Annotated in this window: 21 protein-coding genes and 1 riboswitch; of the genes, 5 read left to right on the forward strand and 16 right to left on the reverse strand. The window is 73.0% G+C overall.

The annotated features are described in order from the left end of the window. Positions 1-358 precede the first annotated feature (358 nt). Entirely contained in the window at positions 359-1,339 is a 981-nt protein-coding gene (locus tag ACFYOU_RS02805; RefSeq protein WP_391303009.1) for an ROK family protein, read from the forward strand. Next, positions 1,336-2,268: a hexose kinase gene (locus tag ACFYOU_RS02810; RefSeq protein WP_391303011.1), complete on the forward strand. Its 933-nt coding sequence runs from the start codon at positions 1,336-1,338 to the stop codon at positions 2,266-2,268. The genes ACFYOU_RS02805 and ACFYOU_RS02810 overlap by 4 nt, the downstream gene beginning before the upstream one ends. A 70-nt stretch (positions 2,269-2,338) precedes the next feature. Here ACFYOU_RS02810 and ACFYOU_RS02815 read toward each other — a convergent pair whose 3' ends face one another. Both ACFYOU_RS02815 and ACFYOU_RS02820 read right to left on the reverse strand, forming a co-directional pair. Beyond that, positions 2,339-4,051, reverse strand: coding sequence for a family 20 glycosylhydrolase (locus tag ACFYOU_RS02815; protein ID WP_391303013.1), 1,713 nt, complete (start codon positions 4,049-4,051; stop codon positions 2,339-2,341). 10 nt (positions 4,052-4,061) lie between these two features. Continuing rightward, a complete protein-coding gene (locus ACFYOU_RS02820; protein WP_391303015.1) occupies positions 4,062-5,333 on the reverse strand; it encodes an MFS transporter in 1,272 nt (423 codons plus the stop codon). Between the two features lie 97 nt (positions 5,334-5,430). Between ACFYOU_RS02820 and ACFYOU_RS02825 the strand changes: the two genes are divergently transcribed. Further along, positions 5,431-6,078, forward strand: coding sequence for a TetR family transcriptional regulator (locus tag ACFYOU_RS02825; protein WP_391303018.1), 648 nt, complete (start codon positions 5,431-5,433; stop codon positions 6,076-6,078). Between the two features lie 164 nt (positions 6,079-6,242). On the opposite strand, the gene ACFYOU_RS02830 is transcribed toward ACFYOU_RS02825, so the two are convergent. Together ACFYOU_RS02830 and ACFYOU_RS02835 are read right to left on the reverse strand one after the other, a co-directional pair. Continuing rightward, the gene (locus ACFYOU_RS02830; RefSeq protein WP_391303019.1) at positions 6,243-6,959 is read right to left on the reverse strand and encodes a UTRA domain-containing protein; all 717 of its coding nucleotides are present in this window, start codon (positions 6,957-6,959) and stop codon (positions 6,243-6,245) included. A gap of 89 nt (positions 6,960-7,048) precedes the next feature. Beyond that, positions 7,049-8,353: a transcriptional regulator gene (locus ACFYOU_RS02835; protein WP_391303768.1), complete on the reverse strand. Its 1,305-nt coding sequence runs from the start codon at positions 8,351-8,353 to the stop codon at positions 7,049-7,051. Between the two features lie 195 nt (positions 8,354-8,548). Here ACFYOU_RS02835 and ACFYOU_RS02840 point away from each other — a divergent pair, with 195 nt between their 5' ends. Further along, on the forward strand, positions 8,549-8,992 hold the full coding sequence (locus tag ACFYOU_RS02840) for an ATP-binding protein (protein ID WP_391303021.1): 444 nt from the start codon (positions 8,549-8,551) through the stop codon (positions 8,990-8,992). A gap of 78 nt (positions 8,993-9,070) precedes the next feature. Here ACFYOU_RS02840 and ACFYOU_RS02845 read toward each other — a convergent pair whose 3' ends face one another. The 12 genes from ACFYOU_RS02845 to ACFYOU_RS02900 form a co-directional block, all read right to left on the reverse strand. Further along, a complete protein-coding gene (locus ACFYOU_RS02845; protein ID WP_391303023.1) occupies positions 9,071-10,012 on the reverse strand; it encodes an exopolyphosphatase in 942 nt (313 codons plus the stop codon). After that, positions 10,009-10,569, reverse strand: a complete 561-nt coding sequence (locus tag ACFYOU_RS02850) for a DUF501 domain-containing protein (protein WP_389762026.1) — start codon at positions 10,567-10,569, stop codon at positions 10,009-10,011. The genes ACFYOU_RS02845 and ACFYOU_RS02850 overlap by 4 nt, the downstream gene beginning before the upstream one ends. Before the next feature lie 70 nt (positions 10,570-10,639). Beyond that, positions 10,640-11,125, reverse strand: a complete 486-nt coding sequence (locus ACFYOU_RS02855; RefSeq protein WP_391303025.1) for a septum formation initiator family protein — start codon at positions 11,123-11,125, stop codon at positions 10,640-10,642. Positions 11,126-11,263: 138 nt separating this feature from the next. Beyond that, positions 11,264-12,544 carry a phosphopyruvate hydratase gene (gene eno, locus ACFYOU_RS02860; protein ID WP_391303027.1) on the reverse strand — a complete coding sequence of 427 codons (1,281 nt, stop codon included), beginning with the start codon at positions 12,542-12,544 and terminating at the stop codon, positions 11,264-11,266. Positions 12,545-12,940: 396 nt separating this feature from the next. Further along, positions 12,941-13,693: a transglycosylase family protein gene (locus ACFYOU_RS02865; protein ID WP_391303029.1), complete on the reverse strand. Its 753-nt coding sequence runs from the start codon at positions 13,691-13,693 to the stop codon at positions 12,941-12,943. A gap of 4 nt (positions 13,694-13,697) precedes the next feature. After that, positions 13,698-13,889, reverse strand: a riboswitch (cyclic di-AMP (ydaO/yuaA leader). A 174-nt stretch (positions 13,890-14,063) separates the two neighbouring features. Further along, positions 14,064-15,149: a transglycosylase family protein gene (locus ACFYOU_RS02870; protein WP_391303030.1), complete on the reverse strand. Its 1,086-nt coding sequence runs from the start codon at positions 15,147-15,149 to the stop codon at positions 14,064-14,066. A 186-nt stretch (positions 15,150-15,335) separates the two neighbouring features. Beyond that, on the reverse strand, positions 15,336-16,652 hold the full coding sequence (locus ACFYOU_RS02875) for a cytochrome P450 (protein ID WP_391303032.1): 1,317 nt from the start codon (positions 16,650-16,652) through the stop codon (positions 15,336-15,338). A gap of 5 nt (positions 16,653-16,657) precedes the next feature. Beyond that, positions 16,658-17,698 carry a nucleoside triphosphate pyrophosphohydrolase gene (locus tag ACFYOU_RS02880; RefSeq protein ID WP_391303034.1) on the reverse strand — a complete coding sequence of 347 codons (1,041 nt, stop codon included), beginning with the start codon at positions 17,696-17,698 and terminating at the stop codon, positions 16,658-16,660. Between the two features lie 63 nt (positions 17,699-17,761). Beyond that, positions 17,762-18,436: a SurA N-terminal domain-containing protein gene (locus ACFYOU_RS02885; RefSeq protein ID WP_391303036.1), complete on the reverse strand. Its 675-nt coding sequence runs from the start codon at positions 18,434-18,436 to the stop codon at positions 17,762-17,764. 195 nt (positions 18,437-18,631) lie between these two features. Further along, the gene (locus ACFYOU_RS02890) at positions 18,632-20,194 is read right to left on the reverse strand and encodes a protein kinase (RefSeq protein WP_391303038.1); all 1,563 of its coding nucleotides are present in this window, start codon (positions 20,192-20,194) and stop codon (positions 18,632-18,634) included. Further along, positions 20,191-21,012, reverse strand: coding sequence for a hypothetical protein (locus ACFYOU_RS02895; RefSeq protein WP_391303040.1), 822 nt, complete (start codon positions 21,010-21,012; stop codon positions 20,191-20,193). The genes ACFYOU_RS02890 and ACFYOU_RS02895 overlap by 4 nt, the downstream gene beginning before the upstream one ends. A gap of 172 nt (positions 21,013-21,184) precedes the next feature. Continuing rightward, positions 21,185-23,386, reverse strand: coding sequence for an N-6 DNA methylase (locus tag ACFYOU_RS02900; protein WP_391303042.1), 2,202 nt, complete (start codon positions 23,384-23,386; stop codon positions 21,185-21,187). Positions 23,387-23,581: 195 nt separating this feature from the next. Between ACFYOU_RS02900 and ACFYOU_RS02905 the strand changes: the two genes are divergently transcribed. Then, a complete protein-coding gene (locus ACFYOU_RS02905) occupies positions 23,582-24,082 on the forward strand; it encodes a hypothetical protein (protein WP_391303044.1) in 501 nt (166 codons plus the stop codon). Positions 24,083-24,763 lie beyond the last annotated feature (681 nt).

Below are 24,763 nucleotides of genomic sequence, written 5' to 3' on the forward strand. Positions count from 1 at the left end.
GGAGGCTCGCCGCGACCCCGAACGCCGACCCCGAACGCCGACCCCGCCCGGCGATCCCGACCGGTGATCCCGACCGGTGATCCCGACCGGCGATCCGCCGGCCTGCGCGAACCGCGGCGTCGGAGGCGCGGGCGGGGGAGCCGGAGGTGCGGGCAGGGGGGCCGGAGGGGCGAGCAGGGGAGCCGTTCGCTGCTCATTCGTCACACAATACTCCCCATTTTGCTTGAAGCTGCTTGTAAGTGACGGTTATCGTGCAACTTCGCGCATTCATTGCGCCCGGATGCATGGCCGGCCCTCACTAAGGAGCGCTCCCGTATGCCCACCACAGCGCCGTCCCGCACCACGACCGGGGGTAGCCATGCCTGACGGGACCGACCGGCACGACTGCGTCATCGCCCTGGACGTCGGCGGGACGAGCATGAAGGGAGCCCTGCTCGACCGCGACCTGCACGTGCTGGACACCGTCCGCCGGGCCACCCCCCGCGCCTCGGGCCGGGATGCGGTGGTCGCCGAGATCACCGCCGTGCTGCGGACCCTGGAGGCCCGTGCCACCGAGCACGGGACCACCCCGCGCGGCGCCGGGGTGGTGGTCCCCGGCATCGTCGACGAGGGGAGCCGGACCGCCGTCTACTCGGCCAACCTCGGCTGGCGCGACCTGCCGCTCGGGGACCTGCTCGAAGGAGCCCTGGGCCTCCCGGTGGCCCTGGGGCACGACGTGCGGGCCGGCGGAGTCGCCGAATGCCGTCTCGGTGCGGCCCGGGGCGCACGGGACGCCTGGTTCGTGCCCGTCGGGACCGGGATCGCCGCGGCCGTCATCTGCGACGGCCGGCCGCTGAGCGCCGGTGGCTACCTGGGGGAACTCGGCCACGTCCTGGCCGAGCCCGGAGGGGAGCCCTGCGGGTGCGGCGCCCGGGGGTGCCTGGAGACGATCTCCTCGGCCGCTGCGGTCGCCGCGGCGTACGGCGCCCGCTCCGGGCGCCGGGTCGAGGGCGCCGCCGCGGTGGCGGCACTGCTGGAACGCGACGACCCCGACGCCCGGGTGGTGTGGGACCGGGCCGTCGACGCGCTCGCCGCGGCGCTGGCGACGGTCACGACGCTGTTCGCCCCCCAGGTCGTCGTGATCGGTGGCGGCCTCGCCGAGGCCGGCGGGTTGCTGCTCGACCCGCTGCGCTCCGCCGTCGCCCGACGGCTGACCTTCCAGCGGCGACCCGAACTGGTGCTCGCCGCGCTCGGCGACATGGCGGGGTGCCTGGGCGCCGGCCTCGCCGCCTGGGACGCGAAGGACGGCGGGGTAGCGGCCCGGCAGCCCGAGGAGACCCCGTCGAGCGTGGCGTCATGATCCTCACGGTCACGCTCAACGCCGCCCTCGACGTCACGTACAACGTCGCCGCCCTGGTCCCCAACAGCTCGCACCGCGTCGACACGTCGTTCGCCCGCGCGGGGGGCAAGGGGGTCAACGTCGCCCGCGTCCTGTCCGGGCTGGGCGTCCCCGCCGTCGTGACCGGCCTCGTGGGCGGCCCGACCGGCCGGGCGATCCGGGACGACCTCCGCGCGGCGCGGCTGCCCGACGAACTCGTGCCCATGCCGGGGGACTCGCGTCGCACGGTGACCGTGGTCTCCGCGGAGGACGGCGACGCCACCGTCTTCAACCAGAGCGGCCCCACCGTCGACGCGGAGACCTGGGAGCACTTCACCGCACGGTTCACCCGGCTCGTCCGCGACGCCCGGGTGGTCGTCCTCTCCGGGAGCCTCCCGCCCGGGCTGCCCGCAGACGCTTACGGACGACTCGTCCGCCTGTCCGACGCGGCGGGCGCCGCAACGATCCTGGACACCAGCGGAGGCCCGCTCCTCGCGGCCCTGGCGGCGCGCCCGACCGTCGTCAAGCCCAATGCCGCGGAGATCGCCGAGGTCACCGGAGAGACCGACCCCCGGGCCGCGGCCGCGAGCCTGCGCAGCCTCGGTCCCCGGTGCGTGGTGGCATCGCTCGGCCCCGACGGTCTCCACGCCGTCACCCCCGAGGGGAGTTGGCGGGCCGCTCCCCCGCGGAAGTTGGCGGGCAACCCCACCGGAGCCGGGGACGCCTGCGTGGCGGCGATCGCCGCCGGACTCCTCGCCGGTGAGCCGTGGCCGGCCGTCCTGCGCGAGGCGGTGGCCCTCTCGGCGGCCGCCGTTCCCTGCCCGCTGGCGGGCGACTTCGACGCCGCCCTCTACGAACGGTTCCGTCGCACGGTCCCCGTGGAGGACCTCGGGGCCGCCACCGGCTCCTGACCGGAGGCCCGCCGCCGCGGGCCTTCACGGTGACGGCGGTACCCGGGGGACCGCCGTCACCGGCCGGGAACTACGCGCCCGGAACGTCGCGGAACGTCCGCCACGCGACCAGGGACGAACGGAACCACACCCAGCCCCGTCGCTCCCAGGCCACGGGCTGCGCCGCCAAGCGGTCCGCGTAGTCGTCCCAGGTGGTGGCCCCGGACGCGGCCCACGCCTTCTCACCGACGCCGGCGAGACGGGGCAGCAGCAGGAACTCCAACTCGTCGCGGTCCTCGACCGTCTCGCACCACACGGCCGCCTCCACCCCGGCGAGTCCCGCGTCGTCGTCGACCTGCGGAGTCTCGTCGACCGGGTCCCATTCGACGAACTCCCGCAAGGTGACCGCCGGGTAGTACTGGAGGCCGACCCGACCGCGCAACAGGTCCTGTGCGACGTCCGTGGAGGGCTCGCCGTGCGGGCGGTCCAGATAGAGCCGGGTGGAGGGCGAGGCCAGGATCGGGGCGCCCTTCGAGACGGCCCGGGGTACGTCGTCCAGGGCGGTGGTCAACGCCTGTGTGATCAGGGGCAGCAGATCGGCCGGCACCCCTCCCGCGAGGGGCCCCTCGGGAGACGCGAGCGTCCCGTCCGCCAGGTGGCCCCGTACGGACTCCGGCTCGATCCAGTACTGGACGAGGTCGTCCGGGCCGACCCCGGCGCGCGCGATCTCCTGCCAGCCCACCACGCGCCGACCGTGCCGTTTGACCGCCGCCATCGCGTGGTCGACGAACCGCGCATGCGCCTCGTCCGGCATGCCGAAGGTCTCGTCACCGCCGATGTGGACGAACGCGCTGGTCGAGAACTGGGCCGCGACCGCCGCGACCACCTCGTCGACGAAGCGCAGGGTGGGTCCGTGGTCCGGGTCGAGGTTGCCGATCGACACGCCCGCCGCTGCCCGGCCCCCGTCCGTGACGACGGGCGCCAGCTCGGGGTACGCGTGGAAGACCGCCGATGCGTGCCCCGGCATGTCCACCTCCGGCACCAAGGTGACGAACCGTTCCGCGGCGTACCGCACCAGGGCGGTGACGTCGGCCCGCGTGTAGTGGCCACCGGGCCGGTCGCCCGTCGCCCCCGCACCGCCGATCTCCGTGAGCAGCGGCCAACCGGGGACCTCGACCCGCCAGCCCTGGTCGTCGGTGAGGTGCAGGTGCAGCACGTTCAGCTTGTAGAGGGAGAGCATGTCGACCACGCGGCGCACCGTGTCGACGTCGTGGAACGTGCGGGCCACGTCGAGGGACAGTCCGCGCCAGGCGAACCGGGGGGCGTCGAGGACCCTGACCCGTTCCAGTACGGCGGTGCCGTCCGAGGCGGCGGCCGTGATGAGCTGACGCACCGTGGTCAGCCCGCGGTGCACTGCCTCCGGGGTCGTCCCCCACACCCGCACTCCGGCCGCGGTGATCTGCACCCCGTGGCGTTCGTCGCCGTCCGTCCCGTCGGCACGGACCCCGGCGGCGCGCGGCAGGTCCGCCAGTCCCTCGTCCCCGAGGAAGAGGGTGACGGCGATGTCCGTCGGGTGCCCGGGCTGCTGCCTCACCCCGGCCAGGGCGACGTCCGCGTCACGCTGGACGTCGGCGACGAAGCGGTGCGCCGCGCCGAGCAGTTCGTGCGCGAGGACGACCACCGGTGTACCGGAGTGGATCCGTACGGTGTCGCCGGGGGCGGGGGCACCGGTGTCGACGTCGACGTGGCGGACCGCGGGTATGACGGGAACGGCGGGAACGGCGGGAACGGCGTGGATCGACATGGGGAACTCCTCAACGGACGGACTTGATGGGAAGGATCGCGAGGGCGCCGATGACCGAGAGGACGAGCCCGACGGGGAACAGCGCGGAGTAGCCGAAACCGACGGCGAGGGCACCGCCGAGGAGCGGGCCGACGGTCTGCGGGAGGGCCACGGCGATGTTCAGCACGCCGAGGTCCTTGGCGAAGGTGTCCGCGGACGGCAGGACCTGGGACATCAACGCCGCGTCCACGGCTTGGTAGACACCGAACCCGAGACCGCTGACGACGGTGTAGACGATCATCCCGGTGAGGGTGGGCAGCACCAGCGGCACCAGCATCGCCACGCCCATCACCGCCGCCGAGACGGTGACGAAGACCTTGCGTCGGCCGAGGCGGTCGGAGAGCGGACCCGAGACACCGGTGGAGACGAGGATCGCGGCGAGGCTGATGCTGCCGAGCAGCGCCACCTTGCCGACCGCGTCGTCGCCGAGACCGATGTGGTCCTGAAGGATGTAGAGCTGGTAGCCGGTGACGAGGAAGTACCCCGTGAAGAGGGCCAGTCGGCTCAGGAAGCCCCAGAAGAAGTCGGGGTGCTGACGCGGGCTCACCCAGAAGCTCTTCAGGAAGGTCGTGAGGGAGAACGGTTCGCGTTCCCGGTCACGGGACGGGGTGTCCGGACAGCACACCAGGAACAGCATGACCATCGCGAGCATGCCGATCGGGAGGAGCAGGTACCCCAGCCGGACGTCCTCGGCGAACGAGGCGCCCACGATCTGACCGCCCAGGGCGCCGCACATCAGCCCGATGCCCGACAGGGTGGCGAACGAGCCCCGCACCGGCTCGGGAACCCGATCGGGCAGCAGGGCCACCAACGGACAGACCAGGCAGTTGAAGGCGATCTGCACGATCGCCCACGCGATGAGCAACTGGACGAGACCGTCGGCGAATCCCATGCCCACCAGCGACAGGGCGGTCGAGAGCGCACCCCAGAACAACCACGGGGCGCGGCGGCCGAACCGGCTGCGGGTGCGGTCGGACAAGAGGCCGACGAGCGGACTCACGACCATCGAAGCGACGGCGCCCACGCCCAGCACGATCGCCAGGTTCCCCGCCTTGCCCGACTCGTCGATGCCCTGCACCTGGAGCGGCAGCAGCACCGCGGGCACGGCACCCGACACCAGGTAGATCGAGAAGTTGACCGGCGCGATGAAACCGAAGACACGTTTCACCCGGGGCGACAGCCGCGGCTGCGCCGTGGAGCCGGATTCGGGTGCCGCCGCATCGACGGCAGGCTGGATAGACATGGAAGACCCTCTCTATCTATCACCTGTAAGATAGCGGGGACGGTACAGGCACTACCACGTACGGGCAATCCCCCGCGTAACAGGAGGAAACGTCGCCGTGACCAGGCGTATGACACCCGAGGCCCGACGCGCGGCCATCCTCGACACGGCACAGGCGGTCATCGCGGAGGAGGGGTACCGGCATCTCACGCTGCGCGAGCTGGCGCGCCGCTGCGACATGTCGGCACCCGGGCTCATGCACTACTTCGCCGACCTGCCGAGCCTGCTGAACGCCCTGCTCGCACGGCGCGACGACGCCGACATCGCCGAGTTCCGGGCCCACGCGTACGAGAGCGCCCTCGGCGCCATCGACGACATCACCGCGTACTACGCCGCCCGCTCCGCCGAAGCGCGCCCCTTCACCGTCCTGGAAGCCGAGGCGCTCGACCCCGGCCACCCGGCCCACGACTACTTCGCCCAGCGCAACGACCGGACCCTGGAGGGCCTGCGACCGCTCGTCGAACGCGACTACCACCACGCCGACGAGTTGCTCCGCGTCCTGCGCCTGGTCATCGACGGACTACGGCTGCGCGTGCTCAGCGACCCCGGCCGCACGGACCTCGACACCGACTGGCTGGGCGTCCGCGACGTCCTGCGCGACCTGTTCGCCCCCTACGCCCGGACCCACCCGCCGACGGCCCCGCCCACAACCGAGGCCGGGGCCGGGGCCGAGGCCGGGGCCGAGGGGGACGCCCCCGCGGGGTGACGCCGGCGCCCCGCCCCCGCGCACACGAAGACCCCGGCACACGCACGTGCCGGGGTCGGGGTCGGGAGGGCAGGTCGGGCCGTTTCCCCGCTGGTCACGTCGCACTCCGTGCGGCGCTCTCGGCGCGACCGACGACGCGTCGAAACCGGTCGGGCCGGCCGGACCTAACGCAGTGGAGTGACCCACCGCAGGATCGTGGCACCGCCGGAGACCTTGACGGCCACCTCCACCACACGGCCGTCGGCCAGGTACACCGTCCTCACCACCTGGGTCACGACGACGCTGGCGGTCAGCCCCAGGGCGTCCTTCTCCGCGGCGGTGGGCAGCCTCGACGTCACCTCTTCCAGCACGCGGTCCTGCGCCACCCCGAGCCGCTCCGACGCGAGTTCCCTTGACCCACCGGTGGAGACGGGCTCCGCCAGTTCGGGCGTGACGGCCACCACGTGGGCGGGGTAGTACGAACTGCTGATGTGCACCGGGGCGTTCTCGCGGCTGACGATCCGTCGACGCACATGGACCGGGGTGCCCGGGGCGACATCGAGACGCGGAGCGACCAGTTCGTCCGCGCCCACCGTCCCGACCTCGACGATCCGGGAGGTCTCGCCGTCCCCCAACGCCTTGCCCGTGGACTCGTACAGGCGCACCCGGGCCGCGATGTTGTTGCTGATCGGCCCCGCGACGACCGTGCCCACGCCGGCCTTGGGGAGCGTCAGCCCCTCCGTCTTGAGCACGCGGTACGCGCGGTTGGCCGTCGTGTTCGCCACTCCGAACTGCTCGCACACCTGCCGCAACGACGGCATCGTGGCGCCCGGTTCGAGGACCCCGTCCTGAATCTGTTGACGGTAGTAGGCCGCAATTCCCTCGTATCCCACCTGGGCCATGCCTCTCTCCCCTCGCCACGTGTACCGCATCGATCCGCACCCCGCGGATACGCTCGCCGCCCATCGAGATCAGACATCCGACGTCGCCGTTACGCCGCGCCCATCACCGCACGAGCCCGCTCGTCGAAGTCCGCGACCAGTCGGTGCCCGCCAAAGGGCCGCATGCGCCGACGGAGATCCTGCACCGCCTCGACGGCCCGCGAGGACTTCACCTGCCCGGTCAGCTTCAGCGTCCGTACACCCGCCGTGTACGCCGCCTCCAGGTCACGTCGCTGGAGGTGTGACACGGCGAGCGCGGCGTGTGACATCGCCCCGCGCCGGGCGCGCTTCTGCACGTGGGCGTCCTGGATCGATCGGCGTGCGTGTTCCTCGGCCGACTCCGCGTCGCCCAGGTCCCGAAAGGTGTTGGCGTGTTCGCCGTGGAGGTACGCCGGGTCGATGAACGCGGCCCATTCGGGCTCGGCAGCGAGATCGACCGCCGCGTACGCCCGTTCCGACTCCGCCACGGCGTGCGCTGCCGCTGGCTTCTCCCCCAGCAACGCGAGGGCACGTGCCTCAAGGCACCACAGGTCCGCCAGACACGCTGGTGACGTGGCCTTCGCCAGGCCCTGTCGCCCCGCCTGTGCGAGCCGGCGCCCCTCGGCCGGATTGCCGAGCAACGTCATCTGGTCCGCCATCCCCGCGAGTACGTGGGCGCCGAGCGCCGGATCGCGTGACTCCTCCGCGAGGCGCAGGGCCTGGATCAAGTAGCGCTGCGCGATGCTGTGTTCGCCGTTGTCGTACGCCATCCACCCCAGCAGGTACGTCTGCTCCGCCGCGGCTTCGCACAGGGGCCGCCGTACGGCTTCGCTGTGGGCACGGCGCAGCAAGGGGAACACCCGGGCGTTCAGGTAGTCGGCCAAGGCCAGTCGCCCGGCTCCGCCCCCCTGGAAGATGTCCATGCGCTGGAAGGTCGTGAACATGTTCCGCACCGCGGTGACGTCCTCAAGGCGTACCCGCGACCTCTGTTCGGGCTCCTGATCCAGTGTGCTCAACAGCCAGTCCCGCGGGGGAGCGACCCCCGCGACGGCTGCAAACGGCGTGGCTGCAAGGAACTTTCGACGGTCCACGTCAGCTCTCCCCAGATCCGCGACGGCTTCCACCGTAGCCGCGTAGGAGGAGTTGTACACGAGCGCGGCATCGGCGCCTCCCCCGTCGCCCAGCCCGAGATCGTACGTCGTGACCCGGAATCCGAAGTGCTCCGAGAGCACGTCAGCGAGGAGGGCGGGGATCGGAGCACGCGGGGTTTCCCCTTGAAGCCAACACCGAACACGCGTCGCGTCCGGCGAGATGTGGGGCTGATTCACCCGGACCGCCTTGGCTTTCACGCGGCGCGCCAACTCGCCGCGGCTCATCCCCGACCGGTCGAACCAGTGCGTGAGCCTGTCGTTCGGCGCCTTCACCCTCAGCCCCTTCCGTGACGACGGGTAGCGGAAGCGACACGCTTCGACACCCTCCACGACGGTACCCCTCGTCACACCACGGGTGTTGCCTACTCGCAGGAAGCCACCGGCCCGGGCTGGGCCGGCCCACCCGTGAGGGACGGACACATGACCGATCGAGAACGAAGCCCCGTACCCGTCCGCTGCACCCCGACCGGCGGGCCACCGCCCGTTCTCCTACTGGCCGGCGAGCCCGCGTCGGCCAGAGCAGCCCGCGAGTTCGTACGGGACCACGTGCGGCATCACGCGCCCGACGCGTCCGACGACCACGTCGAGACGGTCGTCCTGGTGACCTGTGAGCTGGTCACGAACTCCGTCCGCTACGGGACCGGGCCCGATGACTTCCTGCGCGTCGTCGTGGACGCCGACGACATCCGCACCCGGGTGGAGGTCCACGACCCAGTGCGCCGGCGTCCGCGCCTGCGCACCGCGTCCGCGCACCGCACCCGCGGACGTGGTCTCGTCATCCTGGACGCCCTGTGCCCGGGGCGGTGGGGGGTGACGGACCTCGCCGGGGGAAAGTCCGTGTGGGCGGAGGTGAAGGCCACCTGACCCCGCGCACACGAAGACCCCGGCACACGCGGTGCCGGGGTCGGGAACAGGGCGGGTCCTACGAGCCGGGTCGGGCGGCTACGCGAGGGAGAACGCGATGCCGTCCAGGATGTCGTGTTCGCTGACGACGACCTCGTCCGCGCCGATGCGCTCCATGAGCGCGAGCAACACCAGCGCACCGGCGCCGATCACGTCGACGCGCCCGGGATGCAGCACCGGTATCGCCGCGCGCTCGGCGTGCGTGGACGTCAGCAGGCGCTCGGTGATCTCCCGGACCCGTGCGTACGGGACGCGGGCGTGGTGGATCGCGGCGGAGTCGTACTCCGGTAGGTCCAGGGCGATGGCGGCGACCGTCGTGACCGAACCGGCGAGACCGACCAGGGTGCGGGCCCCGCGCAGCGGAACCGTCTGCTCCGCGAGGTCGAGCGCGGCTTCGACGTCCGCGCGGACCGCCGCCACCTGCGCCGCGGTCGGCGGGTCGGTGACGGTGCCGTCCTGGACGAGGTGACGTTCCGTCATCCGGACGCAGCCGACGTCCACCGAGCGGGCGGCCCGTACGTGCTCCTCGCCGACGACGAACTCCGTGGAGCCGCCGCCGATGTCGACCACGAGGTACGGCTTCGCCAGGTCGGTGCGGCCGGACAGCTCACGGGTGGCGCCGGTGAACGAGAACTCCGCCTCCTGGTCGCCGGTGATCACCTCCGGCTCGACGCCCAGGATGTCCACGACGCCGCGGACGAACGCGTCGCGGTTCTCCGCGTCGCGGCTCGCCGAGGTCGCCACGAAGCGCAGCCGCTCGGCGCCGTGCTCCTTGATCACCGCAGCGTACTCGCGGCACGCGGCGAAGGTCCGCTCCAGTGCCTCGGGGGCGAGGCGACCGGTGCGGTCCACGCCCTGGCCGAGGCGGACGATCGTCATCCGGCGGTCGAGGTCGACCAGCGTGCCCGTCACCGGGTCCACGTCGGCGACCAGCAGCCGGATCGAGTTGGTGCCGCAGTCGATCGCGGCCACCCGGGTCACCGCTGGCCCCCGGCGACCGGCGCGGGCGCCGCGGCGGTGTCCGTCACGGGCGTCACGCAGGGGCCCTTGCGCCACCACTCGGGCAGCATCTCGATGGCCTCGTCACCCAGCGGGTTCACTCCGGGGCCGGCCGCCAGCGAGTGGGCGACCAGGACGTGCAGGCACTTCACCCGGTCGGGCATCCCGCCCGCGCTGGGGAAACCCGTCAGCTCCTCGATCTCGTCGCGGCGCCGGACGTAGTCCTCGTGCGCGGCCCGGTAGGCGGCGGCCAGCTCCGGGTCGGTGGCCAGGCGCTCCGTCATCTCCTTCATCACGCCGCTGGCCTCCAGCGTGCCGATCGCCGAGTTGGCGCGCGGGCACGTCAGGTAGTAGAGCGTCGGGAAGGGCGTGCCGTCGGGCAGCCTCGGTGCCGTCTCCACGACGTCCGGCAGGCCGCAGGGGCAGCGGTGCGCGATGGCGCGCAGACCGCGCGGGGGCCGTCCGAGCTGCTCCTTGAAGGCGGCGACGTCGAGGTCGGTCGGCTCGGTGCGCGGGGTGGTCGGCGGAGGGGTGTGCATGCCTGGGGCTGTGTCTTTCCGTATCGGGCGCTCCCCCGGGGGTTCCCGGGGCATGGGGCGTCGGGTGGGGTCAGGGGGACGGGGCGGGGGCCCCGTCGGCCCGGTCGAGCGCGCCCCAGAGGGTGGTGTACCAGGCGCGGTCGGCGGAACCCCGGTCGGCCCGGTGCTCCTCGTCCGTGCGCGGGTCGACCACCGTGTAGCCGATCTCGCCGGGCATCACGTAGTGCAGCCGCTCCCTTATGCGCTGCTCGGCGTAGGCGTCGTCCTGCCAGCGGGCCTTGTCGTCCCGGAGCTGTTCGACCCGGGCCCGGGCCTCTTCCTGTTCGCGGAGCTGGTCGGCGATGTCGGCGCGCTGCGAGACGTACTGCCGTATCGGGAAGGCCAGCGCGACGATCAGCGAGCACAGGACCAGGGTCAGCAGGGCGGCCCGGCCGGTGAGGCGGGAGCGGCGGGCCTGGCGGCGGGTCTGGGAGCGGTAGACGCGGGCGGCGGTCTGCTCGCCGAGCACCCGCAACCTGGTCGCGGTCGAGAACCGGTCCCGGTCCTTGACGGCCATCTCTCGGCCTCCCCGTCACTCCCGTGATGTGCGTACGTCCCCGCACACGGTACGGGACCGGGTGCGGGGACGTCCCGCAGCCACCGCGGCCGGCCTCCGGGTCGGGGGCCGGACGGGGTGGTCGTGCGTGTCGTGCGATCAGCCCTTGAACCGCGGGAAGGCGCTGCGGCCGGCGTAGACGGCGGCGTCGTCGAGGATCTCCTCGATGCGCAGGAGCTGGTTGTACTTGGCGACGCGCTCGGAGCGGGCCGGGGCGCCGGTCTTGATCTGGCCGCAGTTGGTGGCGACGGCGAGGTCGGCGATGGTGACGTCCTCGGTCTCGCCGGAACGGTGGCTCATCATGCACTTGAAGCCGCTGCGCTGGGCCAGCTCCACGGCGTCCAGGGTCTCGGTCAGCGAACCGATCTGGTTGACCTTGACGAGCAGGGCGTTCGCGGAGTTCTCCTCGATGCCGCGGGCCAGGCGCTCCGGGTTGGTGACGAACAGGTCGTCGCCGACCAGCTGCACCTTGTCGCCGAGGCGCGCGGTGATGCCGTTCCAGCCCGCCCAGTCGTCCTCGAACAGCGGGTCCTCGATGGAGACGAGGGGGTACGCGTCGACGAGCTCGGCGTAGTAGTCCGTCATCTCGGCGGCGGTGCGCTCCTTGCCCTCGAAGAGGTAGACGCCGTCCTTGTAGAACTCGGAGGCGGCGACGTCGAGCGCCAGGGCGACCTGCTGGCCGGGGACGTAACCGGCTTCCTTGATCGCTTCGAGGATCAGGTCCAGGGCCTCGCGGTTGGAGCCGAGGTTCGGGGCGAAGCCGCCCTCGTCGCCGAGGCCGGTGGCGAGGCCCTTCGACTTCAGGACCTTCTTGAGGGTGTGGTAGACCTCGGTGCCCCAGCGCAGGGCCTCGGAGAAGGACTCGGCGCCGATCGGCGCGATCATGAACTCCTGGATGTCCACGTTGGAGTCGGCGTGCGAGCCGCCGTTCAGGATGTTCATCATCGGCACCGGCAGGAGGTGCGCGTTGGGGCCGCCCAGGTAGCGGAACAGCGGCAGGTCGCTGGCCTCGGAGGCGGCGTGCGCCACGGCGAGCGAGACGCCGAGGATGGCGTTGGCGCCGAGCGAGGACTTGTCCGGGGTGGCGTCCAGGTCGAACATGGCCTGGTCGATCAGGCGCTGCTCGGTGGCGTCGTAACCGACGAGCTCCGGGCCGATCTGCTCGATGACCGCGAGGACGGCCTTCTCGACGCCCTTGCCGCCGTAGCGGTTGGCGTCACCGTCACGCAGCTCCAGGGCCTCGAAGGCGCCCGTGGAGGCGCCGGACGGTACGGCGGCACGGCCGGTGCTGCCGTCATCGAGGCCCACCTCGACCTCGACCGTGGGATTGCCTCGGGAGTCCAGGATTTCCCGGGCTACGACGACGTCGATGGACGGCACGAGCATCTCCTTCTGGGATGTGACGCAGTGATGCGGGGCCGGTGGCCCCGCCGCCCCTGAGCCTAACGGCCCCCGGGACTTCGGCCACCCGGCCGCCCGGCTCGTGGACAAACGGAAACCAAATTGTTCCGTCGGCAAACAAATGTGCTCGGGGTCCCACACCTGAGCTCCGACGCGTTCGGGGCGCAACGCGTCCCCGGCCGGCCGGGAACGCACCGCCGCCCCGGTGCACGGGGGCGGCACACCGGGGCGGACTGACCCGAGGGGACGGGTTCCCGGCCGGGCCGGGGCACGGCCCGGGACCGGGGGGTGCGGCTCACGACCGGGGCGGGCCGGAGCCGGGAGTGGTCCCGTGGGGCCCGTGGGGCCCTGCGGTGACCACCGGTTCAGCGGGGGTCAGGAGAGGTGGAGCTGCTGGCCCGGGTAGATGAAGTCGGCGTCGTCGACGATGTCGTCGTTCAGCTCGTACAGCTTCTGCCAGCCGCCCTTGACGCCCTCGGCCTCGGCGATGGCACTGAGCGAGTCGCCGCTGACGACCTTGTACTCGCCGTCGCCCTTCGCGACCTTCTTGCCGGTCGGGGTCTCGACCGTCTTGGTCGGCGCGGCCGGCTTGGCGGGCTGCGCCGGGGCGGCCGGGGCGCGGTCCTCGGCGCGGGAGGCGCGCTGCTCGGTCTGCTGCGGCTGCTGCTGCTTCGGCTGGGCCTGCTGCACCGGGGCGCTCTGCTGCGGCTGCTGGGTCTGCGGCTTGGGCTGCTCGGCGGCGCCGCCACCGTAGGGGGTGCTGGAGAGGCCGACGCCACAGCTCGGCCAGGCACCCTTGCCCTGGCCGGCGAGGACCTTCTCGGCTATCTCGATCTGCTGGGCCTTGGTGGCCAGGTTGGCAGTGGGCGCGTACTTGGTCCCACCGAAGGCGGCCCAGGTGGAGGCGGAGAACTGGACGCCGCCGTAGTAACCGTTGCCGGTGTTGATGGACCAGTTGCCGCCCGACTCGCACTGGGCGACGCGGTCCCACTCGGCGGCGGTGGCGGCGGACGCACTGGTCGCCGTCAGCAGCGGGGCGGCGACGGCCGCTCCGGTGACCCCCGCGAGGGTGACGATACGAGTGGCCTTGCTGGGCTTGCGGTGCTTGCCCTTGCCGGAAAGCAGCATGAAGACATCCCCTCACCGACGCCATACGAGGTGAGCTGTCGGGTTCGGGCCGAGTGAGTGCCCGGCCGCGCGTCCAGCGCGCGGCTCCACCCCTAGCCGTCCGGTCGTCTCCCGGGGAGTCTCATTCGACTCCCCGAACGACCCCGTCCGGCGCTTACCTTGGGTCCCCCGCTCCTGCCCACGGCGCTTCACGCGTCGACTTTTCCCGAACTTCCGTCGGCAGGATTCGGCGTGACGGAGGTCGGTGCCCGCATTGGCGAACGGCCCTGACCGTAGGCATGGGGCGGGCCGAAACTCAAAGCTCAGCCGGGTCGATGAGACCCATGTCTCACTTCCGCCCCACACCTCAAAACGGACATTAACGAGCGAACTACTGCTTCTTTTCGGGCGCTTCGGGCGCCAGGTCAAGGCTCTGGCCAGGGAGGATGAGGTCGGGGTCGGTTCCGACGGTGCCCTTGTTGCTGTCGTAGAGGGTCGACCAACCCCCCTCGACGCCCTGGGAGTCGGCGATCGCCGACAGGTTGTCACCGGACTGCACCGTGTACGACTTGTCCAGTTCGTCACGGGATGCACTGCTGCGCGAAGCGTGCTCCGCCGCACTGTCGCCCTCCCGGGAGGCGGCGGCCTCCTCGGCCGCCGGGGCGCCGCGGTGACGGCCCGAACCCTCCTTCGCCCCGGTCGTCGCCGAGGCGTCCGTGGCCGCGTCGGAGGCGCCGGGCGAGGGGGACGACGAGCCGGGCTCGGCCGACTCGCTGCCGGTGCCCTTGCCGGGCGTCCCGTCTCCCGGGTCGCCGCTCGACGAGGACTCCCCCGGGGACGCCTCGGACGACGGGGAGGAACTCGACGGGTCCGAGGGGTCGGCGGAGTCCGAGGGTCCCGAAGAACCCGTGGCGCCGGGGGAAGTGGCGCCGTCGGAGGGAGCGGCGGAACCGGAGGCGTCCTCCGAAGCGCTCGGCGAGGTCGAGGAACCGGGTTCCGTCGTCTCCGCCGGTCGGGGGGTCTGGGACGCGGGCCGGTCCGCGGTGGAACGGGACCCGTCCGACTTGCCGGCGGCCACCCCGCCCGGGGCGGTGTCGATGACCGCGCTGCCCTTGTTCCCCTTGTCCGACTTGGACGGAACGCCCGGGTCCACGGCCGCCGCCGGGCCGCCCTTGACGAGACCCACGGCTTCGCCGCACCCCGGCCAGGCGGCGGGTCCCTGCGCGGCCAGGATGCGCTCGCCCACGGTGATCTGCTGGGACCGGCTGGCCTGGTCGGGACTGACCGCGTAGGTGAGCCCGCCGTGCTTCTCCCACGCCTCCTGGGTGAGCTGGAGACCGCCGTAGAAGCCGTTGGCGTCGTTCGCGCTCCACGCGCCGCCGCTCTCGCACTCCGCGAGCCGGTCCCAGGTCGCTGCCTCCGCCGCGGTCGCACCGCTCGCACCGAGCAGCGGAAGGACGATCGCGGAGCTGGTCACCCCGGCCGCAACGACCAGAGGGGGGGCCTGTCGGGGGCGTCGATGACGACCGTTCCCGGAGAGCATGCGGTGGCCTTTCGTACGACAGCAGGACCGAACACGGCGGCTGGGGGCGGCCGATTCGTCGTGAAGGTAGCCGGAGTCGAACGCCTGTCACAAGTCAATGCAGCGCAGATCACGCAGGCATCACGGAACTGATCTGACGTCACCACTGCTGGTCACGGCGGCCGGAGCGAACCGCACGGGCAACGTCCGCAGGCCCCGCATGATGAGGCCGCCGCGCCACCGCAATTCCTCCGGAGCAGCGGCGAGTTGCAGGTCAGGCAGCCTGCGCAGCAGGGTGACCAGCGCGGCGCGACCCTCCAACCGGGCCAGTGGCGCGCCGAGGCAGTAGTGGATCCCGTGGCCGTATCCGAGGTGCGGATTGTCCCGCCGGGTCAGGTCCAGGGTGTCGGGCCGGTCGAAGCGGGCCGGGTCGCGGTCCGCCGCGGCGAGCACCACCAGCACCGGGTCCCCCCGCTCGATGTCCCGGCCGCCGAGACGCAGCGGTTCGGTGGCGAACCGCCAGGTGGCCATCTCCACCGGGCCGTCGAACCGCAACAGTTCCTCGACCGCCGTGTCCAGCAGCGGGGAGCCCTCCCCCTCCTCGGCCAGCGACCGCTGGAGCAGCGCCCGCTGCTCGGGGTGGGTGAGCAGGGCGAAGGTGCCGTTGCCGATGAGGTTCACGGTGGTCTCGAACCCGGCGAACAGCAGGATGAACGCCATCGCGGCCGCTTCGCCCTCGGTGAGGTGCTCGCCGTGGTCCGAGGCGCGGATCAGACCCGAGATCAGGTCGTCGTCGCCCGCCGCGCCGAGGGTCTCGCGCTTGCGGTGGATCAGCTCCACCAGATAGCCGCGCATCTTCTTCACCGAGCGGGCGACACCGCCCCGGGGCCCGCCGCCGTGGCGGATCATCATGCCCGCCCAGTCCCGGAAGTCGTCCTGGTCCTCGGCGGGCACGCCCAGCAGGTCACAGATGGCGTAGATGGGCAGCGGGAAGGCGAACTCGTGGATGAGGTCCGCTTCGCCGCGCTCGGCGAAACCGTCGATGAGGCGGTCCGTCAGCTCCTGCACCCGGGGCGCGAAGGCGGCCACCCGGCGCGGGGTGAACGCCTTGGAGACCAGCCGCCGCAGCCGGGTGTGGTCCGGCGGGTCGATGTTGAGCAGATGCGTCATCAGCTCGGCCTTGCGTTCGCCCGGGATGCCCGTCTTGCCCTTGGCGTGTTCCGGCTCCTCGTGGTGCGCCGGGTTCTTGCTGAGCCGGGCGTCGGCGAGCGCTTGCCGGGCGTCGGCGTAGCGGGTCACGAGCCAGGCTTCGACGCCGCTCGGCAACCGGGTGCGGTGCACCGGGGCGTGCTCCCGCAGCCAGGCGTACGCCGGGTACGGGTCGGCGGCGAACTCCCAGGTGAACAGGGGCGGCGCCGGCTCGTCCCGCGCCCCGGCCGGGTGACTGGGCACGGACACCGCGCTCAGCCGTCCGCGCCGGTGCCCCGGCCCTGCTCGGCGTCCACTGCGTGCTCGGTGCCCCGGCCCTGCTCGGCGTGCTCTGCGACGCGGATCGCGTCCCGGTAGGCGCGGGCGGCGGCGCGCAACGCGGCCTCCGGGTCGGTGCCCTCCGCCTCGGCGCGCACGGCCATCGCCAACAGGGCGTAGCCGAGGTCGTCGCCGGTGGGCAGCGGCACGTCCAGACCGCGGGAGCGGACCCGGGAGGCGAGCTTGGCGGCGAGCGCGAGGCCCGGCTGCCCCAGCGGCACGCCGTCGGTGACCGAATCGCGGCGCTTCTCCTCCGCCTTGGTGCGCAACCACAGCTCGCGGACGTCCTCGGGGGTCGTCGCGGTGGCGTCCCCGAAGACGTGGGGGTGGCGGTGGACCAGCTTGGCGACGATCCCGGCCGCCACGTCGTCGACGGAGAACGGGGCGGACTCGTCCTCCTCGGCGATGCGGGCGTGGAACACCACCTGGAGGAGGACGTCCCCGAGCTCTTCGCGCAGTTCGTCCCGGTCGCCGTCCTCGATGGCCTCGACGAGTTCGTACGCCTCCTCGATGCCGTACTTGGCGAGGTCCCGGTGGGTCCGCTGCGAGGACCAGGGGCAGTCGAGGCGGATGCGGTCCATGACCTGGACGAGGTCGAGGAGTCGGGCGCCCGGCAGGTCGTAGGAGGCCGGCAGCAGTTCCAGGTCCGGCATGGTGGTGCGACCGGAGCCGGCGAGCCGGGCCAGGCCGTCGGTGAGCGGCGACTCCCCCTCGCCCTGGGCGAGGACGACCACCGTGCGGCCCGCCGCTCCGCCGACCAGTTCCCGGGCGTCGGGGGTGGCGATCTCGACCTCGACCCCGGCCTCCCGCAGATAGGGGAGCTGGGGGTGGTCCGGGTCGGCGCACAGCACCCGGTCCGCGGTGCGCAGGGTGTGCCAGGCGGTCCAGGACAGCAGGCCGGGGGCGACTCGGTGGCTGGTGGTGACCAGGACGATCCGGCCCGCGGACCCGGTGCCGGTCACGTTGTTCTCACTCACCCGACGAACCTAGCCCACCCCGGGGCGGGGTGCCGGAAGGGGCCCCCGCCCGCGGGGTGCGGATCAGGTGACGGTGGCCGCCGGGCTGGGCTGGGTGACCGTACGCACCCACGGGGTGGACCCGTCCACCCGGCCGACCCGACCGTTCTCGGCGACCGCCCACTTCCCGTACCGGGGGTTGAGACGGACGTCCAACTCGTCGGACGCCTCGGAGAGCGCCTTCCAGAACGCCTTCTGGCCCGCTTCGGTGTTCATGTCGGCGCCCAGCCGCTCGGACAGCTTCTGCGCACCGATCTCCGTGCGCAGGCTCGCGTCGAGCTGGCTCGGGGGCACGTTGTACTGCTGGAGCCAGGCCACCCGCAGGCCCTGCTCGCCGCCCGCCTGCCGGGCGAGCCCCTTGCGGAGCTGCTGCACGTCCTTGCGGGACACCTCGACCCCGGCGTTGGTGACGGCACGGTCGAGGACCCGGTCGAGGACCATGGTGTGCAGGGTGGCCCGGGCCAGTTGCCCGCTGCCGGACAGGGCGCGTTCGTAGCCCTCGTCGTCCTTGATCGCCGCGCGCTGGGCGGCGCGCACCGCGTTGACCCGGCTCTCCAGCTGCTCGACGGTGATCCGCTGTTCGCCGACGACGGCCGCCGCGCCCGGCCGCGCGTCGTTGCCGCAGGCGGTGAGCAGGGGGGTCGCCGCGAGCAGGGCGGCGGTGGAGAGAGTGACTGCGATGCGACGGCGGCGGTGCAAAGGAGCCTCCCGGCGGCGAGATTGTGCTTCGGTGCACAAAGTCGTGCGGTGATCGATGGTAGGCAGTGGCCGGTGGTTCGGCCACTGGTTCGGCAGACCTGATTCCGCCGAAGTGGCGGCGGCCCCGATGCACCAACGATCCGGCTGCGGCCGGGGTACGCGTGTCACCCCCGGCCCCGGGACGTCCGCCCGGCGTCAGCTCCCGACCTGGCCCAGCCACTGGAGCGTGCGCTGGACCTCCACCGGCAGGGGGTGGGCGGGTCCGTGGTGGGCCCGCACGTCGTGCAGCAGCCGCAGCAGCGTGTCGTGGGCGGCGGTCCGGTCGCCGAGGGCGAGCAGCAGGTGCCCGATCCGGCGGCGGATCTCGAACGGCAGGTCGGGGTCGCCCGCGGTGTGCGCGTTGCCCGCGTACGGGTTCTCGTAGTGCGGGAGCAGCGCCCGGTACTCGGCGAGCGCGGCGGCGGGTTCCCCGAGTTGTTCGAGGCAGTGGGCGGCGTCGTAGCGGAAGCGCAGGGCCTGCGGGTCCGCGGGGCTGGTCTCGGCGGTGCGCTCGTCGGCGAGGCGGCGCAGTTCGGGCAGGGCGCGCCGGTACTGGCCGTCGTCCATGAGGGTGGCCGCGTACTGCTTGCGCAGGGTCCGCACCACGGGTGAGCGTTCGCCGTGCTGGGCGGCGGCGGTGGGCAGGATCGCGCCGAGGACGTCGACGGCCTGGGTGATGCGCCCCTCGCCGAGCAGTTGCTTGACCTCGTCGACGGCCGTGGCCACGTCGGGCCGCCCGGTGGTCGTGGTGGCCGTGGCGGCGGGCGGGGCGGGGGCCTGGGGGCGCGGCGCGGGGATCACCGCCCGGTCGGGCCAGGGGGCGTGCGGGCGCAGGAAGGGGCGGGTGGGGTCGAGGGGGCCGCCGGTCGGTGCGCCGCGCGAGGGCAGCAGCGGGAGCAGGTGTTCGTACACCTCCTGGGCGCTGGCAGGGCGGTGCTGGGGGTCCTTGGCGAGCAGCCGGAGCACCAGGGCCTCCAGCGCTTCGGGGACCTCGGGGCGGCTGCGCCGCACGGGCAGCGGCGGTTCGTACAGGTGGCGGTGGAGGACGCCGAGCGCGGTGGCCCCGACGAAGGGAACGTTCCCGCTGAGGAGTTCGTGCAGGAGCACGCCGAGCGCGTACAGGTCGGTGTACGGGCCGACGGCGCCGCCCATGGCCTGTTCGGGGGCCATGTAGGCGGGGCTGCCGATGGGCGAGCCGGTGTGGGTGAGGCGGGTGGTGTCGGTGTCCATCACGGAGGCGACGCCGAGGTCGAGGACGGTGACGGTGCCGTCCTGGCGGACCATCACGTTGCGGGGCTTGAGGTCGCGGTGGACGATCGGCACGGCGTGCACGGCGGAGAGCACCGCGCACAGTTGGGCGGCGACGGCCACCGACCACTGCCACGGGTAGGGGTCGTGTTCGGCGAGGTGGTCGGCGAGGTCCGCCCCGTCGACGTACTGCATGACGAGGTAGAGGTCGCCGTCCTCGCTGCCCGCGTCGTGCACGGTGACCAGGCCCGGGTGGTCGACCTGGGCGGTGACCCGGCACTCGCGCACGAAGCGGCGGCGCAGTTCCTCGGTCTCGGGGCTGCCGGGGCCGGTGACCTTGTCGGGGCGCAGCAGCTTGACGGCGACCCGCCGGTCGAGGCGCTGGTCGTAGGCCGTCCAGACCTGGCCCATGCCGCCCTGTCCGATGAGCGTGGAGAGTGCGTAGCGGTCGGCCACGACACGTCCGGTCACCAGGGGTTCCCCCCGTTGCGTCGGTCGGTTCGGTCGCGTTCGTCGGGGGTGTCCGGGGCGTCCGGGGGGCGGACGGGGGCGGGGTCGTGGTTCCCCTTGCGCAGGAAGTCGCTCAGTTCGTCGAGTTCGGCGCGGACCTGGTCGATGCGGGCCGGGGCGGTGCGGTGCTGCGGGGGCGGGGTGGGGTGGTGGTGCGGGGCCGCTCCCGGGGTGGGGACGACGGGCGGCGCGGGCGCCGGGTAGCCGGCGGCGGGGGTCCGGGGGGCCACGGGGTGGGCCGGCTGCGTCGGGTGCTGGGCGGAGTGCGCGCCCCAGTTCGGGAGCGGGTTCGCCGGGGCCGGCCGGGGGGCTGCCGGGGGCGGGTAGCCGTAGCCGGGGGTCGGGGAGGCCGACGGGACGGTCGGGTGCAGCGCACCGCCCCCGGGGACCGGATACGGGCCGGGGCCGTACCGGGGCGGGCCCTCGAAGTGGCGGATGTCGACGTAGAGGAAGTACGCGGCGCCGACGAGGGCCAGCACCAGCATCACGGCGACACCGGCGTTGCCGCGCCAGGTCTGTAGGCCCTCCGTGTTGTCCGTGCCGATCAGCGCGAACGCTGCGATGAGGAGCGCGAGCGAGCCGAAGAAGACCGTCCAGTCGCGTTGCTTGCGGGTCAGGACCGCGGCCCGCAGCAGGGCGGCCCAGGTCAGCATGCCGAGGCTGCCGATGCACAGGACCACGAAGACCACCCGGAGGGTGAGCAGGGTTCCCTTGCCGGGCCGCTGGGGCGGCTGGGGCGACTGCGGCGCGAAGCCGGGGCCGTGGCCGTGGCCGTGCATGACTCTCCTGTCGGGCCGGGGTCGCCTGCGGTGGACCTGCGGACGGTGCGGGTTTCGAGCGTATAGGCCGAATCCGGCAACGGGCCGACCGATGCGGGGGAACCACGGCCCGCCCCGCCGGACTCCGGGCGTTTTCAGGCGACTTGCCGGAATCGTCCGCGGGGCGGCGCTATCAGGACGCCCGGTCCGGGCGGTCTCCGTCCACCCGGTCGCCGTCCGCCGGTACGGGGTCGGGTACGGGGTCGGGGGCGAGCGTGCCGTCGGTGAGGCCGTCGTGCATGCCCCGCACCAGTCGTTCGCCGAGCACCCCGGCCAACCGCAGCGCGTCCTCGAACGCGGCGAGCGTGCGGAACCGGTCGCCGTACCGCCGTTGCTGGTCCAGCGGGATGCGCGGCACCTGCATCCGGCGCACGTCCAGCCGGGTGGCGGTGGAGGCGTAGCTGCTCGCCTGCCGGTTGTTGGCGGTGCCGCGCAGGAACCCGGCGAGGAACCAGGGGTCGAGCGCGGCGGGGTCGGGCCGCAGCAGGGTGAGGTTGCGGCCGAGGACGGCGCCCGCGCCGTCCTCGGCGACGACCCGGGCCACCGCGCCGCCGCCGAGGACGGGCACCACCACGTCACCGGGTTCGGTCACCACGGCGTCCTCGGGGAGTTCGGCTTCCGGGAGTTCCCCGGAGGGCCCGGAGCCGGCGAGCACGTCGTGGTCGGTGAGGACGGGGGTGCGGGCGCCCGGTGCGGGCACGTCGGACGCGGCGCCGGCCGGCACGGCGTGGACGGTCGCACTGCGCAGGACCACCGCACCGGCGCGGGCGAGTTCACCGATCGTGGTCAGCGGCCACGGGGACCGCGGGGCGGCCTCGGCGGGGGGCGGCGGCGGGGTGAGGTCCGCGGTCAGTCGGAGCGTGTCACCGAGGCGATCGCGGACCGTGGTGAGTTCGGCGGTGCCGCCGCCCGCGGCCGGGGGCGGCAGATGGCGGGCGGGCGCGAGGTCCACGTCGTCGTCGAGGAGTTCGATGACGGGCACCCCGCGGCTGAGGCCCGGGCGTTCCTCGGCGGTGCCGGTGCGCTCGTAGGGGCGCCAGGCGTCGAGGACGGCCTCCCGCACCGTCTGCCAACCGGGGCGCGCGCGGCCGTCGGGGGTGTCCGAGGTCGCGTCCACCAGCAGCACCTCGGGCTGCGCGGGGGGCTGCCCCGGGACGGGCCGGCGCAGGACCCACAGGTGCAGGGGGATGTTGTACGGGGGCGCGGAACCGGCGGGCAGCGCGATGACGGCGCGCAGGGCGCCCCGGCGCAGCAGGTCGGCGCGGATGCGGCGGCCGGAGCGGCGGGAGGCGGCGGCGGGCGGCATCAGCAGGACCGCGGTGCCGCCGTCGCGCAGATGGGCGACGGCGTGCTGCACCCAGGCGAGTTCGGACTCGGTGCGGGCCGGGAAGCCGTACTCCCAGCGCGGGTCGTAGGCGAGTTCGTCGTGGCCCCAGTTGCGTTCGTTGAACGGCGGGTGACACAGGACCGCGTCCACCTTGAGGCCGGGGAAGGCGTCGGCCCGCAGGGTGTCGCCGGCCCGGGCCTGCACCTCGGCGGCGTCGTGCAGGGCGAGCCGCAGGGCGGTGAGCGCGGCGAGGTCGGGGGCGGCGTCCTGGGCGTACACGACGGCGGGCGCGCGCACGGCGCGCAGCAGGGTGCCGGTGCCGGAGGCGGGATCGAGGACGGTACGGGCCTGTCCGGCGATCTCCGCCATCAGTTCGGCGGGGCCCGTGGGGGTGAGGGTGTACTGCCGGGGGTTGGCGTCGAGGTGCCGTCCGAGGAGGAACTCGAAGGTCTGGCGGGCCCCGCGTTCGGCGGCGAGGTCGACGACGCCCCGCAGCAGCGGCACGGACGGCGCCAGTTCGGCGGGGGTGGGGACGGTCAGGGCGGGCCGTGCGCTCGCGGTGGCGCCCGGCTGTGAACCGGAGCCCGGGCGCGCAGCGGGGTCCGTGGGGCGGACGCCCAGACGGGCGGCGACCACCTTCGCCAGTGCGTCGGGCAGGAGTTCCGCCATCCGCTGATCGGAGACGGCGGCCAGTTCCAGCCATTCGGTGGGGCGGTCCCGGAGCAGGAGCAGGGTGCAGCCCGCTTGGACGAGTGCGGTGACGGGACCCGCCGGATGGCCGGCGAGCTGCTGCCACACCCGTTCGCGCAGGGGGACCTCGGCGAGCTTGCCCTGGCGGCGGAGCCACTCCTCGACGTCGGTGAGCGCGAAGGAAGGGCTGGTCTCCGTGCCCCCCACCGGTCGGGGGAAGTCGGAATGACGACGGCGCCAGTTACTGACGGCGGCCCGACCGACCCCCGCGAGCCGCGCGATCCCGGCGGCAGTCACCTCCGTGGCGTTGTCGTGCACCCGCTCAACCTCCCTCGTCCCCGTACTCATGTGACATCGAGCATACCCAGCCAACCGCAACCGACCTATTCACGCCGTGAATTAATCAACTCCCAGTTCACGTGTTGACGTGGTTCACAAGCTTTGCTTCTATTGACCCATCGAACGAACGGCACCTCGGGTTCGGGGGCCTTCACTTGTGGGAGGGGACCCTTCATGGGCATCAGGAAGGCGCTCGCGATCGGCGCTGTCGTCAGCATCACCGCGCTCGGCGCGATCGGCTGCACCCCCGAGGACGACGACTCGGGCACCAAGAAGGACAAGTCCAACTCCTCGTCCTCCTCGTCCAGCGGGGGCTCCGGCAAGGACGACCGGGGCGCCGCGAAGGGCGACGACAAGAAGAAGGACGCCGACAAGAGCGCGGCCAAGGGTTCACAGGCCGACCGGTTCAAGGCGTTCGTGAACAAGAACGGCACGCCGAAGGAGAAGGACGCGGTCTCCCACGTCACCAAGGTGCAGGGCGCCGACGAGGTGAACGACCTGCTCAGCACGGCCGACGTCTACACCGACTACACCGGCGGCATCATGGGCAAGGGAACCGGTCCCGCGAAGCTGCTGGCTTCCGCCTTCGCGGACTGGAAGAAGACCGACAACGGTGCTGGTCTCGTCACCATCTACGACACCGACGGGGAACTGCTCGGGAACGGCAACTTCTGATCCGCCTCTCCGCCCGGCGCCCGTGCGCCGCCGTCGGATCCGCATCCCCGCGCGGCGGGCGACCGGTACCGCTCCCGGGTCGTCCGTACCGCTTCGCGCGGGACTTCTGGGCGCCGGGGGTCCCGGGTGCGGGTCGGCGGCGGCACTCCTCTTCCGATGAGCCGACCTGGGACGTGGTGTGTGGGCCCCGTGCGATGGCCCGTGCGGGTGCGCTGTGGCTTTCGCGCAGTTCCCCGCGCCCCTGATCGGGTGCGTTCACCTGGCGGTGTGCGGTTCCGTGCGGGTGCGCTGTGGCTTTGCGCAGTTCCCCGCGCCCCTATCGGGTGCGTCCGGTTGTCGTGCGCTGTCCTGTGCGGTGCGTGGTTGTTTTGCGCAGTTCCCCGCGCCCCTGAGGGGGGGCGCTTTCCTGGGAGTTCGGCTTTCCGTGCCGCCGGGAGGCCGGGGGCCGGGGGCCGGGGGCAGTGGATCAGGGGCGCGGGGAGCTGCGCGAAACAGCAGCGCACCCGCACGGGACAGCGCACCGCAGGTGGACGCACCCGATAGGGGCGCGGGGAACTGCGCGAAACAGCAGCGCACCTGCACAGGACCCCGCACCGGAAGGTGGACGCCCGGATCGCGGCGGAGAGGAACCGCATATCGCGGACGTATCGAAAAGCGCATACGCCCACGCAACGACCTTGC

Origin of the sequence: Streptomyces sp. NPDC005955 (genome assembly GCF_042871255.1) — a bacterium.
Classification (GTDB): domain Bacteria; phylum Actinomycetota; class Actinomycetes; order Streptomycetales; family Streptomycetaceae; genus Streptomyces.